The sequence below is a fragment of the Streptosporangium sp. DT93 genome (assembly GCF_049844535.1).
In the GTDB taxonomy this organism is placed as follows: Bacteria; Actinomycetota; Actinomycetes; order Streptosporangiales; family Streptosporangiaceae; genus Streptosporangium.
Genome location: NZ_JBNCLF010000024.1, coordinates 107,173 through 121,305, shown reverse-complemented (window position 1 = coordinate 121,305; position 14,133 = coordinate 107,173). Strand labels below are relative to the sequence as shown.

The window sequence follows — 14,133 nt, the reverse complement described above, 5'->3', positions numbered from 1 at the left end:
GGGGGCGCGCGGGGGGGCGCGGGGGGGGCCCGGGGGCCCCCGCGCGTGCCCCCCCCCCGGGCGCGCGGGGGCCGGCCGCCCCCCCCGCGGGCGGGCCGGGCCTTCGTTCTGTACGGGACGTTCCCGCGGTGCAGGTCAGGCGTTCCCGCGGTGCAGGTCAGGCGATCGCGGCTTGCACTCGACAGGGTAGAGTGCTAAACAGTTTGTTGGCACTCACGCATGAGGAGTGCCAACCTGGATCGAGGCGATGGGGCCCGCCGAACGGAGTCGTGGGCCCACATGCCGTCGCGGGCGTCGGCTCGGTCCGGTGCAAGCCACCCTGTATCTGGGAGGTCTAGCCGTATGGCAGCCAAGATGATCGCGTTTAACGAGGACGCCAGGCGCGGTCTCGAGCGTGGCATGAACCAGCTCGCGGACGCCGTCAAGGTGACCCTCGGCCCCAAGGGCCGGAATGTCGTTCTGGAGAAGAAGTGGGGAGCCCCCACCATCACCAACGATGGTGTCTCCATTGCGAAGGAGATCGAGCTCGAGGACCCGTGGGAGAAGATCGGGGCGGAGCTCGTCAAGGAAGTCGCCAAGAAGACCGACGACGTCGCGGGTGACGGCACCACCACCGCCACCGTGCTCGCTCAGGCTCTCGTACGTGAGGGTCTCCGCAACGTCGCCGCCGGCGCCAACCCGATGGCCCTGAAGAAGGGCATCGAGGCCGCCGTCGAGCGCGTGTCGGAGGAGCTGTCCAAGCTCGCCAAGGACGTGGAGACGAAGGCGCAGATCGCCTCCACCGCCTCGATCTCCGCGGGCGACCCGCAGATCGGCGAGATGATCGCCGAGGCGATGGACAAGGTCGGCAAGGAAGGCGTCATCACCGTCGAGGAGAGCAACACCTTCGGTCTGGAGCTCGAGCTCACCGAGGGCATGCGCTTCGACAAGGGCCTCACCTCGATGTACTTCGTGACCGACCCGGAGCGGATGGAGGCCGTCCTCGACGACCCCTACATCCTGGTCGTCAACTCCAAGGTGTCCGCCAACAAGGACCTGCTCCCCGTTCTCGACAAGGTCGTGCAGGCCGGCAAGCCGCTGCTGATCATCGCCGAGGACGTCGAGGGCGAGGCCCTGGCCACCCTGGTCGTCAACAAGATCCGCGGTCTGTTCCGCTCGGTCGCCGTCAAGGCGCCCGGTTTCGGTGACCGCCGCAAGGCCATGCTGGGCGACATCGGCATCCTGACCGGCGCCCAGGTCATCAGCGAGGACCTCGGTCTCAAGCTGGAGTCCACCACGCTGGACCAGCTCGGCCGGGCCCGCCAGGTCATCGTCACCAAGGACGAGACCACCATCGTCGACGGTGCCGGCGACGCCGAGCAGATCTCCGGACGGGTCAACCAGATCCGCGCCGAGATCGAGAACACCGACTCCGACTACGACCGCGAGAAGCTCCAGGAGCGTCTCGCCAAGCTGGCCGGCGGCGTGGCCGTCATCAAGGCCGGCGCGGCGACCGAGGTCGAGCTCAAGGAGCGCAAGCACCGCATCGAGGACGCCGTTCGCAACGCGAAGGCGGCCGTCGAGGAGGGCATCGTCCCCGGCGGTGGCGTGGCCCTGCTGCAGGCCGGCGCCAAGGCGTTCGACAAGCTGGAGCTCTCCGGCGACGAGGCCACCGGTGCCGCGATCGTGAAGAAGGCTCTCGAGGAGCCGCTGAAGCAGATCGCCGTGAACGCCGGCCTCGAGGGTGGCGTCGTGGTGGAGAAGGTGCGCAACCTTCCCGCGGGTGAGGGCCTCAACGCCGCCACCGGTGAGTACGTCAACATGTTCGACTCGGGCATCATCGACCCGGCCAAGGTGACGCGTTCCGCTCTGCAGAACGCGGCGTCCATCGCGGCGCTGTTCCTCACCACCGAGGCCGTCATCGCCGAGAAGCCCGAGAAGCCGGGTTCCGCTCCCGCCATGCCCGGCGGCGGCGGCGACATGGACTTCTAGTCCGGACGCTTTCGAAAAAGAGGCGACCCCCGCCGGGGTCGCCTCTTTTTGTCGTTCACCGGCCGGTACGCGCCGGCCGGTGACCGGTGGTCGCCTCACCAGGCCGATGCCCGGGACGGCCGATGCCCGGGACGGCCGTGGCTCAGCCGAGCTGCGCGGGGAGCGGCCGGGCGTGCAGCACGGTCAGCGAGGTGACCGCGCGGGTCAGCACCACGTACAGGCGGGCCAGGCCCCGGGGCTCGGCGGCGACGATGTCGGCCGGTTCGGCCACGATCACGTGGTCGTACTCCAGGCCCTTGGCCAGGGTGGCCGGGATGACCAGCAGGCGGTGGTCCTCGACCGCGTCGGGGCTCAGCACCCGGTGGTCCAGGTGGGACAGGGCGGCGGAGGCGGCGTCCACCATGGCGTCGGGGACGATGACGCCGATCGAGCCCTCGCGGGTGAGCGCCTCCTCGGCGGCACCGGACAGCGCCGTGTCCAGGTGCGTCACCGGCCGTACCGACAGGGAGCCCGCCCCGGGCCGCAGCGACCGGGGGGCGGCGAGATCGGGGGCCACCGACGGCAGCAACCTGGCCGCGTAGTCGAGCACCTCGCGCGGCACCCGGAACCCCAGGGTGAGCTCGGTGACGGCGCCGTCCTCGAATCCCAGGTGGGTCAGCACCTCGGTCCAGGAGCGCGCCGACCAGGGCGTGGTGCCCTGGGCGAGGTCGCCCAGCACGGTGGCCGACCCGGTGCGGCAGCGCCGCCCGAGTGCCCGCAACTGCATCGCCGACAGGTCCTGGGCCTCGTCCACGACCAGGTGGCCCAGCGGCGTGGTCCGTTCGATCATGTCGCCCAGCTCGTCCATCAGCGCGCCGTCGGCCGCCGACCACTTCGCCGAGCGGAAGGACTTGGCGGGCTTGGCCCAGAGCAGGAGCGAGCGCTCCTCGGCCGTGAGGTCGTCCTTGGCCGCGGCGGCCAGGAAGTCGGGGTCGCTGAACAGGCGGTGGAGCACCTGCTGCGGGGTCAGCTTGGGCCAGGCCGCGTCCACCAGCCGCTTGACCGGAGCCGACCGGGCCACCGCGTCCTGCACCCGGTCGTCGGGCGACTCGCCGCGCTGTTCCATCCGGACGAGCACCAGGTGGGCCAGGCGCTGGGCGAGCGTCGCGCGGCCGGGCCCGTAGCGGACGGTGCCGCGCAGGGCGGCGACGATCTCGCGCGCCTCGTGGTCGGCGACCCGGTAGCGGTTGATCCCCTTGGTGTAGAGCACGCCCTCGACGGGCTTGACGACGTGCATCCACAGGGCGCGCCTGAGCACCTCGACGATCCTGGCGTCACCCTTGAGGGTGCCGACCGCGGGGTCCTCCGGGGCGGCGTGGTCGCCGAGGATCCCCGCGACCGTGGTCTGGTCGACCTTGACCTCGCCCAGGGCCGGCAGCACCGAGGAGATGTAGGAGAGGAACGCCCGGTTCGGGCCGACGATCATGACGCCCGACCGGGCGAGCCGCTCGCGGTGGGTGAAGAGCAGGTAGGCCGCCCGGTGCAGGCCGACCGCGGTCTTGCCGGTGCCGGGGGCACCCTGGACGCACACGGTCCGGGTCAGCTCGGAGCGGACGATCTCGTCCTGGTCGGGCTGGATCGTCGCGACGATGTCGCGCATCGGCCCGGAGCGGGGACGCTCGATCTCCTCGGTGAGGATCCTGCTCCGCGCGACGGCCGGGCCGCCCTGGTCGAGGCGCTCGTCCTCGTAGGCGGTCAGGTCGCCGCCGTGGTAGCCGAACCGGCGCCTGCGGGAGACGCTCATCGGGTCGGACGGGCTGGCCTGGTAGAAGGCCCGGGAGATCGGGGCCCGCCAGTCGATCACCAGGGGGCGGCTGCGGTCGTCGTGGACGTGCCTGCGTCCCACGTAGACCGTCCCGGGCAGGTCGTCGTCGGCCTCGCGGTCGAGGCGGCCGAAGAACAGGGGCGTGCCGGAGTGGTCGGCGAGCGCCGCGACCCGCTGGTCCAGCAGCGCCTGGAGGATCTGCTGGGAGACCCAGTCCCCGGCGGCGTCGGAGGAGAGGGAGGCGGCGTGCTCGCGCATCGCGCGCAGCGCCGCCCTGGAGAGGGTCAGGTGTTCGCGTTCGGCGGCGAGAACCCGTGCGGGATCGTCGGCTATGTCGGGGGCCAATTGGTGTGCGGGCATGCTGAAGCGCCTCCCATTCATGAACGGAGGTGGTGGTGGTCATCGGGCAGCGAATCGGCCAGCCTAGCGCCGGGGCTCGCACGCCTCAAAGCGATTAAAGCCCGGCCGGGAGCGGCCGCCCGGAACCGTGACGACCCCCCGCGACGGCCGTTCGGCGATCATCGCGGGCATTCTTCAGGCCGATGTCCAGATCAATCAGTAATCAAGCTGATACTCTCAGTGATTCTGCGATGAAATGACGAAAAAGGCAGCCGAACATGGTGACTCGCGCAGATCATGGGGGTATGTCGCCAGTGGCCGAAGAGGCCTAGCGAGGGGGTGGTCTGTTTGTCGAAAGCCCGCGGGATTTCGTGGACCTGACACAAATCGACGGCGTGTTCGCCAGTGGCGTCATTCTCCGGCGAGCACGTCGTCCGCGTCGATGATCTGGTAGGCGTACCCCTGCTCGGCCAGGAAGCGCTGCCGGTGCGCGGCGAAGTCCTGGTCGACCGTGTCACGGCTCACCACCGAGTAGAACCGGGCCCCGCCGCCGTCGGCCTTGGGCCGCAGCACCCGGCCCAGCCGCTGCGCCTCCTCCTGCCGTGACCCGAAGGTGCCCGACACCTGGATGGCCACCGCCGCCTCGGGCAGGTCGATGGAGAAGTTGGCGACCTTCGAGACCACCAGGACCTGGATCTCCTTGTCGCGGAACGCCTGGAAGAGCCGCTCCCGCTCCTTGACCTTCGTCTCACCCTTGATCACCGGTGCGTTCAGGTGCTCGCCGAGCTCGTCGAGCTGGTCGATGTACTGACCGATGACCAGCACCTGCTCGTCCAGGTGCCGCCGGACCAGCGCCTCGGTCACCCGCGTCTTGGACGGCGTGGTCGCGCAGAACCGGTAGCGCTCCTCCGACTCCGACATCGCGTACGCCAGCCGCTCCTCGTCGGTGAGCGTCACCCGCACCTCGACGCAGTCGGCCGGGGCGATCCAGCCCTGGTTCTCCATCTCCTTCCACGGCGCGTCGTACCGCTTGGGGCCGATCAGGGAGAACACGTCACCCTCCCGGCCGTCCTCGCGCACCAGCGTCGCGGTCAGCCCGACCCGCCGCCTGGCCTGCAGGTCGGCGGTCATCCGGAAGATCGGCGCGGGCAGCAGGTGCACCTCGTCGTAGACGACCAGACCCCAGTCGCGGGCGTCGAACAGCTCCAGGTGACGGTAGACGCCCTGCCTGCGGGTCGTCATCACCTGGTACGTGGCGATGGTGACGGGCCGGATCTCCTTCTTCGTGCCGGTGTACTCGCCGATCTCGTCCTCGGTCAGCGAGGTCCGCTTGAGCAGCTCCTGCTTCCACTGGTGGGCCGAGACGGTGTTGGTCACCAGGATCAGCGTGGTGGCCTTGGCCTGCGCCATCGCCGCCGCGCCCACGATCGTCTTGCCCGCCCCGCAGGGGAGGACCACCACGCCCGAGCCGCCGTGCCAGAACGCCTCGGCCGCCTCGCGCTGGTAGGTGCGCAGCTCCCAGCCGTCCTCGGTGAGCTCGATCGGGTGGTGCTCGCCATCGACGTACCCGGCCAGGTCCTCGGCGGGCCAGCCCAGCTTGAGCAGGAGCTGCTTGATGTTGCCGCGCTCGCTCGGGTGCACCGCCACGCCGTCGTCCAGGCGCTCGCCCAGCAGCGGCTGGATCTTCCTGGAGCGCAGTACCTCCTCCAGCACGGCCCTGTCGGTGCTGGTCAGGACGAGGCCGTGGACGGGATGCTTCTCCAGGCGCAGCCTGCCGTAGCGCGCCATCGTCTCGGCGACGTCGACCAGCAGCGCGTGCGGCACCGGGTAGCGGCTGTAGGCGATCAGGGCGTCGATCACCTGCTCGGCGTCGTGCCCGGCGGCCCGCGCGTTCCACAGCGCCAGGGGCGTGACCCGGTAGGTGTGCACGTGCTCGGGGGCGCGTTCCAGCTCCGCGAAGGGCGCGATCGCCTTGCGGCACTCCCCGGCCTTCTCGTGGTCGACCTCGAGGAGCAGGGTCTTGTCCGATTGGACGATCAACGGTCCGTCAGTCACAGACGTCTCCCTCGGTTACGGCGTGTCGCGGCGGCTCGGCCCATGGTCGCACCCGGCGGTCGTCCGCCGGGCCGTCCCCTGCCCCACGTTCCCCGGGTGCAACGGGCGGGGACGCGTGGGCAGTCCCGCGCGACCCGCCGATGCGAGCGATCTCACATCCCCGGCCGGCACGCGCACGGTCGCCACGTGCCAGGACACCGAGAGTACGGGGTCACCGGAGGTGCGGGTGCCGGGCGTGCGGGACTTCCCGGGGGCCGGGCCCCGGCACCGGTCGCGGCCTCGCGGGTCCGGTCAGGGCCTCGCGGGTCCGAGCACGGTCAGGGCCTCGCGGGTCCGGGCGCGGTCAGGACCTTGCCGGTCCGGGCACGGTCAGGGCCTCGCGGGTCCGGGCGCGGTCAGGGCCTCGCGGGTCCGGGCACGGTCAGGGCCTCGCGGGTCCGGGCGCGGTCAGGGGCCGAACGCGTGGTTGAGCCCGGCCACGACGAAGACGGCCGCTCCCAGGACGATCAGTCCGATGTTGGCGCCGATGCCGATCCAGGCCCATCGGAGCAGGCGCCCGGCCCCCCGCGTGTCGGAGTCGACCCTGCCCAGCGCCATGCCCGACAGGACGGCGCCGGCGAGCCCGCCGATGCTCAGGAAACAGCTCAGCGAGAGCACGATGCCGACGACCATGACGATGATCGCGTGAGTCCTGACGCTCTCGGTGGCGGGGGACGCCCTGGGGGCGTGGGGCTGCTCGACGTGGGGCTGCTCGTATCCGTGGGGGGCCGCGTGGTCGAGCCGGGTGTCGCCGGCGTACTCCCCGGCGGCGTGTCCCGCGCCCGGGCGGCCCATGTCGCCGTAGCCGGTGCCGGGGTATCCGGTGCCCGAGTGGCCCGCATCGCCGTGACCCGTGTCGCCGTAGCCGGTGCCGGGGTATCCGGTGCCCGGGTGGGCCGTGTCGCCGTATCCGCCGGTGGCGTGGTCATGGTCGGTGTACGTCCGGCCGTGCTGTCCCCGGTCGTGGCCTCGGTCGATGTGGTCCCAGCCACCGTGATCCGGAGCGACGCGGGTGGGGGCACCGTGGTCCTGCTCGGGATAGGCGGGGCTCGTGTGGGCGGGGTCGCCGTAGGGAGAAGAGCCCGGGTAGGGCGGGTCGTCCGGGGTCCGGTCGTCGTAGGGGGAGACCCCGTGGCCGAAGGCCCCGGTGCGTTCGGGCCCGGCGTGCCCGGGCGGACGTCCCTGAGCGAACCGTTCCCGGTCGTAGGAGAGCCGTTCGTCACCGGAGGCAGGGCCGGCACCGGCGCCGTGGGGACTCCTCCAGTCGTCCGGGTTGGTGCTGGGACCTTCGGAATGACCGCTGCTCACCGTGGATCTCTCGCTTCTGTGGAGCTCGGGACATCAACAGATATCACGATATGAGCCGTGAACCGTATGCCAGGGACGAATGGGTCGGCCTCCGCTCCGGCGTCCGGACCCCGGACGGGACTCCGGCGGCCGGATCCCGCACGAGACCGGGGAAGGCTCCGGGTCCCGGGCGATGACGTGCCCCGGCGTCCGGCCCCGGGGCGGCCCGTCCCGGAATCGACATTACCCGGTGATCTTCCCCGGCACACCGGGGCCGTACGGCCGTTCCCGGTCCCCGGACGGAACCGGCGAGGGGCACGCGGGTGATGTCGAGTGATGTCAGGCGATGTCGGCGATACCGGTGATGCGGTGCAGGGCGAAACGGTGCACGGCCGCCCGCGTCTCGTCGTAGGCGGTCAGGTAGCCGCCCTCCATCCGGGCCGGTTCGAGGATCCGGCTGGTCGCGTTGCCCTGCGAGTCCAGGTAGCCGATCCAGACCTGCGACCCCTGCCGGATGGCCTCGCGCAGCGCGGTGATCGTGGCGGTGGCCGGGGAACGCGGGATCTGGCCGTCGGGAGCGGCCACCGGGGGACGTCGGGCCAGATGGGCGGCGTCCCCGGCGCGTACGGCACGGATGGCCGCCGCCACCACGTCGGCCTCCGGTCCGCCGAACGTGACCGGCGAGCGGGCCACGGGCACGCCCTCGGTCCGCCGGACGTCGAGCTGGGTGACGATCACGTCCCCGTCGAGGGACTCCGCCGCGGGGGCGTACCCCATGGCGCGCAGCGCGTCGACCAGCGCGGGCCTGGAGGACTTGGAGGCGATCACCGTGGGGGCGAGCCGGCGCAGCCGCAGCGGGATCGCCCGCCTGTCGGCCATGACCTCGTCCAGCAGCGAGGAGTCGTCGCACCGCACGTACGCGCTCGCCGTGCCCACGCGCATCCGGCCGTGCCGCCGGGCCACGTCGGCGATCAGGTAGCCGAGCGGCTGGGGCACGGGCGTGGTCGAATGGCGCTCCAGCATGGCGAGCAGCTCGTCGGCGCCCTGCCCGGCGTCCAGCGCCCGCCGGATCGACCGCTCGTCGAACCGGTAGACCGTGGCGCCGCCGGTGGACTCCACCTCGGCCGCCAGCGCCAGCCACCGCCTCAGCTCGCCGGTGAGCGGCCCGGGGGCGACGGCGGTCAGGTCGGCCTGCAGGAGGACGTGGTCGAGCGGTTCGGGCAGCAGCGGGAGCAGCAGCCGGGCGGCGCAGGAGGCGGGACCGCCGCCGGGGCCCGCGGAGGCGCCGGAATCCCCGGAGGGGTCGGGGAACAGGGCGCGGCCGTGACCGGAGAGCGCCCCCAGCCCGGTGACGCCGACCTGCTCGGCCTCCCGCAGCGTGAACTCCACCAGCTGGTCGCGGTGGCCGCCGCGGCGGCGCGGCTGCTCCCAGGCCAGGCGGTCGCGTACCGCCTCCAGCGTGGGCGCCACCGCCGGAGCCGAGGCGAGCACGCGCAGGGTGGCGGCGCGGACCTCGGGCGCGGACGAACGACGCAGGTCGGGATGGAGGGCGTTGAGCAGCCGGTCGCGCTCGTCCCGCTCGCCGATGACGCCCGGCAGCCGGTCCATGGTGAGCCACGTGGTGGCCAGCACCGCCCAGCGGTCCTCGGTGGACCTCACCCGCCAGCCGTCGTAGCCGGGCGTGGGCATCCAGTCGCCGTCGACCGCGCCGCTCGCCGCCACCAGCCCCGCGGCGTACGCGACCTCGATGATGAGCCCCGTCACCCATTCGGGCAGGTCGAGCAGCGCGGCGGTCCGTTTGAGGTCGCGCACGGCCAGACCGCCGCTGCGGAGCACCCCGGGCGGGTCGGCGCTCCAGCGCTCGCACAGCTCCTCCACCGCGCGGACGAAGGCGAACGCCTGCCCGGCCGCCGTACGGTCGGCGAGCCCCTGGTCGCGCCCGGTGCCCTCGGTCGCGGGCGGGAAGGGGGAGAGATCGCGGTGGACGCGCCCGCCGCGCAGGAACAGGGCGACCTCGCGGGGCAGCACCACGCTCTCCTCGCCGGTGGCGGCCAGCAGCGCCCGGGAGAGCAACTGGTCGATCGGGGACTGCGCGGTGGCGGCGCGCACCTCGCGCCGCGCGTTCGGCACCCGGCCGCTGGCCGGACCCCAGGCCAGCTCGTTGAGGGCCGACCGGGCCTGCGGCGAGACCTCCTCGACCAGCCGGCCGACGACCTCGGGATCGGCGAGCAGCGCGGCCAGGGCCTCCTTGGTGTCGCCGTCCTCGCCCCCGGCGTCCCGCACCAGCTCGGCGAGACGCTCGGCGGGATGATGCCGGAACGCCTCTGCGGCGGGCGGGCCGAGCCCCGCCGGGCCGTCCAGCACCTCGCGCACACCGGGGGCCGTGGCCAGGGCCTTGTCGGGCCCGTAGACCAGCGCCATGGTGCGCAGTCGCTCGACCGTCTCCTTGAGCGCGCTCTGGAACGCCGCGTCGGCCGCTCCGGGCAGGGCGCGGGCCATGCGGGCACGGAGCGACCGGTAGGGAAGGGGCGTGGGGAGCACGGCCAGCGTCTCCACGACCGCCAGGGTGAAGCGGTCGAGCCGGTCGAGGGCCCTGCCGACCGCCGACGGGCTGCTCGCCCGCCCGGCCAGTCCCTCCAGGTGGGCGGGCACGGGCGTGACGAGCTCGGGGCGCACGGAGACGAGAGCCCGCAGCCGATCGTCGCTCCGGCCGCGCAGCCACTCGGTGAACTCCGTGCTCATTCCGCCAATGGTAGGAGGCTTGACCGACATCGCGCGGCCTGGGGGAATTCCGCGGTCGCGGGAAGGACGCGAATCGATCACTTCATGGGTGGCGAATCAGGGAAGAAGCCCCCGGGGAAGGCGATGTCGAGAGAGGATGGCCAGTGTGATCGAGCGCGCCGACCAGCTCGTCCTGGACTACGTCAGCAGGGTGGCCGACGCCGCCCACGGGGTGCTGCCACCGAGGCGGCGGATCGACTTCATCGCGGGGCTGCGCAGGCGGATCGACGCCGAACGGGCGGGGACGGACGACCCGGCCGCCGTGGCCGGGGTGCTGGCCGGGTTCGGCGACCCCGTCGAGCTGGTCGGCCAGGAGTTGCGCCGGCTGGGGCGGGAGGAGGCGTCCCGCTCGCCCGGGACGACGCCCCGTGCGCCGGGCGTGTCAGGCACGGCGGGTGCGGGTGCATCGGGTACGGCGGGTGCGGCGGGGCATGCCTCGTCCGTCCGGGTTCCCCCCGCCCAGGCGTCGCCCGCCTCCCTACCCGGGTCCGTCCCCGCCTCGGCGGTCTCCGTGTCACCGGTCTCCGTGTCACCGGTCCCCGTGCCGCACCCCTCGGTGCCGTCGCCGTCCGAGTCACCTCTCGCCGCGCCGTCGCCCGACGACCCCCGCGACCCTCCCGGCTCCGGTGCTCCCCGTGACCCCTCCGGTCCCGGTGACCCGGACGACCACCGTGACCCCCGCGACCCCCGCGACCCCGGTGGGCCCCGGAGTTCCGGCGCGGCCGACGCGGCCGGTGTCCCCGCGCCTCGACGGCCGGTACGCGGACATCCCTACGCCCCGATGCCGTCCCCGGACTCCCCGGACCGGTCGTCCGCCTGGGACCGGCAGGAGGGGGACTGGGAGGACGCGGTGGAGGGAGATCCGCCGACCGAGGAGATCCCGGCCGTACGGGACTGGCCCGCACGGGACCCGCTCGTACCGCCCGCACCGGACCCGCTCGCCCCGCCCGCGCCCGCCCCGCCGGTGCCCCCCGACCCGCTCGCTCCCCCCGTGCCCGACCCTCTCGCTCCTGTCGTACCGGACCCCCTCGCTCCTGTCGTGCCGGAGCCGCGGACGCGCCGGGCGCCGGCGGAGTCCGGTGCGGAGTCCGGCGCGGGGCGTGAGGCCCGGGAGGGAACGCCGGAGACGGGGCACGCGGAGCGGGAAGAGGCGCCGGAGGAGGGAGCCACACCCGCCGCTCCTACGGGGCAGGCCGTGAAGGCACCCGGGAACGACCCCGGTGGTTCAGTGGTCCGGCCGGGGATGCCGCCCGGCGTGGCCAGGGGCATCCGGGAGGCGGAGGAGCGGCTGGCCAAGAGGCAGGCGCGCGGCCGTCCGGGCCTGCTGCGCCGGAAGCGCCCGCCCCGATCGCGCGAGGACATCGTGCCGGGCACGGAGGACGCCCGGACGATCCTGCTGAGTCACCGGCGCGAGACGATCGGCATGGTCCTGCTCACCCTGGCCGGGCTGCTGATCCCGTTCCCGTTCGCGCCGATCGCGATCTTCACCATCCCGGTGCTGGTCTGGGCCGTGGGAGCGCTCGTGGTCGTCGCCTGCCAGGCCTGGACCACCTCCGACAAGGTGATCGGCATCGCCTCCCCGATGCTGAGCTACACCCTGGGCGGCGGACTGGTCGCCCTCGTGCGCGCCAGGGAGGATTTCAGCAGGGTGGTGGAGGAGTTCTTCACCATCAGCGGGCTCATGTTCCTGCTGGGTACGGCGTGGGGTGTCTTCTGGCTGACCTACCGCCTGCTCAACCCGGTGATCCAGCCCGGCCGGGGACACCGGCCCTCCTCCCGCCCGTGACCCGTCGCTCAGGCGACGGTCCAGGCCGCCGGGCGGGGCAGCAGGCCGAGCGCGAGGTGCACCCAGGCGGAGACGAAGCGATCGCGTTCCGCCCGGCCGGGGGGCTCGCCCACGGTCTCCTGGAACAGCTGGTAGTGCACGACCGCCCCGCCGAGCACGGCCCCGATGGCGTGCCAGTCGGCCTCCACCCCGGCGTACTCGGGCTGGGCGCGGAACCACGTGGTGATCGCGTCGAACATGGGCTGCAGGAGACCCTCGCGCACGGTCGCGACCAGTTCGGGGAACTGGCTCAGGTCGCGGAAGAAGACGCGGGTCAGCTCCCGCTCCTCGCGGACCTTGGCCAGGCCCGCCCTGCACAGGTGGGACAGCCGCTCCTCGATGCCGGTCGAGGTGTCGACGACGGCGAACTCGGCGAGGGTTCCGGCGATCTGCACCCGCGTCCTGGCGGCGTGCTCGTTCATCGCGGCGGCCAGCACCTCGTACTTGGACTTGAAGTGGCGATACAGCCCTCCGGCGCCCGGCGACAGCCCCGAGGCGGCCTCGATCTCGGCCACCGAGGTCGCCGCGTAGCCTCGTTCGGCGAACAGGCGCAGGGACTCGTCGATGATCCGCTCGCGCGTCGATCTGGTCATCTCTTCGCAGCTACCTCCACGGTGACCTTATCCAGTGCCGGGCGCACCGGATCGCGCCGCGCCGCGCCGTGAGCGGCCCGCGGGACGGCCGTGTCCGGCCGGGCGCGCGATCGGGGACCCGCCGGGGGATCGCCCGCGAAGCCCCGGGAGGGCGTCGCCGGCCTTCGGGATAAGTAAACCCTTTTCCGGAGGGTGACACAGCGGGTCGTACCAGCGGCAGAATGTGGATTGGCGATGTTTAAGGCCGTTTGGCATTCTTTGAGGGCTTATCGGAGAATCGTCTCCGTGTAGTCGAGAAGGAGCGGTGAGTGACCCGATGAACTCGGTGGGGTTCGACCTCGATCTGACGCTCGCGGACACGCGCGCCGGCATCGCCGCGACCTTCGAGGAGGTGGCGGCGCGCATCGGTGTGCGCATCGACACCGCCGTCGTGCTGTCCAGGCTGGGACCGCCGCTGGAGTGGGAGCTGGCCCACTGGATGCCCGAGGAGGAGGTCCCGGTCGTCGCCGGCCTCTACCGGGGGCTGTACGCGTCGATCGCCGTCCCCGTCACCACCCCCATGCCCGGCGCCCGCGAGGCCGTGCGTGCCGTACGGAAGGCCGGTGGCAGGGTCATCGTGGTGACGGCGAAGAACGTCCACGACGCGACGCGCACGGTCGAGTTCCTCGGCCTGGAGGTGGACGAGGTCGCCGGTTCGGTCTTCGGCGCGGCCAAGGGAACGGCCCTCGCGGCGTTCGGCGCCGCCGCCTATGTCGGGGACCACGTCGCGGACATCGACGCGGCGCGGGCGGGGGGTGCCTTCAGCGTGGCGGTGGCGACGGGGCCGTGCTCGAAGGGGGAGTTGCGCGATCACGGAGCCGACGTGATCCTGGGAGATCTGACCGAGTTCACCGAATGGTTCGAAGGCTGGAGAACCAGTCCGGTTCTCGCATAATTCGGGACCCGATATGCGGTCGCTCCCGGCGCCCGCTGGGCATAACCTACTTCCATTCCTTTTCACGACAGTCTGAACGAGGTCACCCCTGTGCCGAGTGGCAAGGTCAAGTGGTACGACGCCGACAAGGGATTCGGTTTCCTCACCCGCGACGACGGCGGTGAGGTCTTCGTGCATTCTTCCGCGCTGCCGTCGGGCGTGGACTCCCTCAAGCCGGGCCAGAAGGTCGAGTTCGGCGTGGCCGAGGGACGCCGCGGCCAGCAGGCCCTGTCGGTCCGCGTGGTCGACCAGCCCCCGACGCTCGCGAAGGCCGCCAAGCCCAAGGGCAAGCGCAAGAAGCCCGACGAGATGGTCGTCATCGTGGAAGACCTGATCAAGCTCCTCGACTCGGTCTCCACGTCGTACCAGAAGGGCAAGCAGCCCGAGGCCGCGCACGCGAAGCAGATCGCCGCCGTCCTGCGGGCCGTGGCCGACGACCTGGACGACTGACACCCGGCCGGCCGTC

9 protein-coding genes are annotated in these 14,133 nt (G+C 72.5%); 4 read left to right on the top strand and 5 right to left on the bottom strand.

The window, feature by feature from the left end; all coding sequences use genetic code 11:
- Positions 1–342: 342 nt before the first annotated feature.
- Entirely contained in the window at positions 343–1,971 is a 1,629-nt protein-coding gene (groL, locus tag ACLQ2R_RS34870) for a chaperonin GroEL (protein WP_425965677.1), read from the top strand.
- A gap of 142 nt (positions 1,972–2,113) precedes the next feature.
- On the opposite strand, the gene ACLQ2R_RS34865 is transcribed toward groL, so the two are convergent.
- From ACLQ2R_RS34865 to ACLQ2R_RS34850, 4 genes are all read right to left on the bottom strand, one after another.
- On the bottom strand, positions 2,114–4,135 hold the full coding sequence (locus ACLQ2R_RS34865) for a HelD family protein (RefSeq protein ID WP_425965676.1): 2,022 nt from the start codon (positions 4,133–4,135) through the stop codon (positions 2,114–2,116).
- 390 nt (positions 4,136–4,525) lie between these two features.
- Positions 4,526–6,169 carry a DNA repair helicase XPB gene (locus ACLQ2R_RS34860; RefSeq protein WP_425965675.1) on the bottom strand — a complete coding sequence of 548 codons (1,644 nt, stop codon included), beginning with the start codon at positions 6,167–6,169 and terminating at the stop codon, positions 4,526–4,528.
- A gap of 447 nt (positions 6,170–6,616) precedes the next feature.
- Positions 6,617–7,516, bottom strand: a complete 900-nt coding sequence (locus ACLQ2R_RS34855; RefSeq protein ID WP_425965674.1) for a hypothetical protein — start codon at positions 7,514–7,516, stop codon at positions 6,617–6,619.
- Positions 7,517–7,834: 318 nt separating this feature from the next.
- The gene (locus tag ACLQ2R_RS34850) at positions 7,835–10,237 is read right to left on the bottom strand and encodes a helicase-associated domain-containing protein (protein WP_425965673.1); all 2,403 of its coding nucleotides are present in this window, start codon (positions 10,235–10,237) and stop codon (positions 7,835–7,837) included.
- A gap of 136 nt (positions 10,238–10,373) precedes the next feature.
- Here ACLQ2R_RS34850 and ACLQ2R_RS34845 point away from each other — a divergent pair, with 136 nt between their 5' ends.
- Complete coding sequence (locus ACLQ2R_RS34845) at positions 10,374–12,062, top strand: hypothetical protein (RefSeq protein WP_425965672.1); 1,689 nt, start codon at positions 10,374–10,376, stop codon at positions 12,060–12,062.
- 8 nt (positions 12,063–12,070) lie between these two features.
- On the opposite strand, the gene ACLQ2R_RS34840 is transcribed toward ACLQ2R_RS34845, so the two are convergent.
- Entirely contained in the window at positions 12,071–12,694 is a 624-nt protein-coding gene (locus ACLQ2R_RS34840) for a TetR/AcrR family transcriptional regulator (protein WP_425965671.1), read from the bottom strand.
- A gap of 304 nt (positions 12,695–12,998) precedes the next feature.
- Between ACLQ2R_RS34840 and ACLQ2R_RS34835 the strand changes: the two genes are divergently transcribed.
- Together ACLQ2R_RS34835 and ACLQ2R_RS34830 are read left to right on the top strand one after the other, a co-directional pair.
- A complete protein-coding gene (locus tag ACLQ2R_RS34835; protein ID WP_425965670.1) occupies positions 12,999–13,628 on the top strand; it encodes an HAD family hydrolase in 630 nt (209 codons plus the stop codon).
- 90 nt (positions 13,629–13,718) lie between these two features.
- A complete protein-coding gene (locus ACLQ2R_RS34830; protein WP_425965669.1) occupies positions 13,719–14,117 on the top strand; it encodes a cold-shock protein in 399 nt (132 codons plus the stop codon).
- Positions 14,118–14,133: the final 16 nt, after the last annotated feature.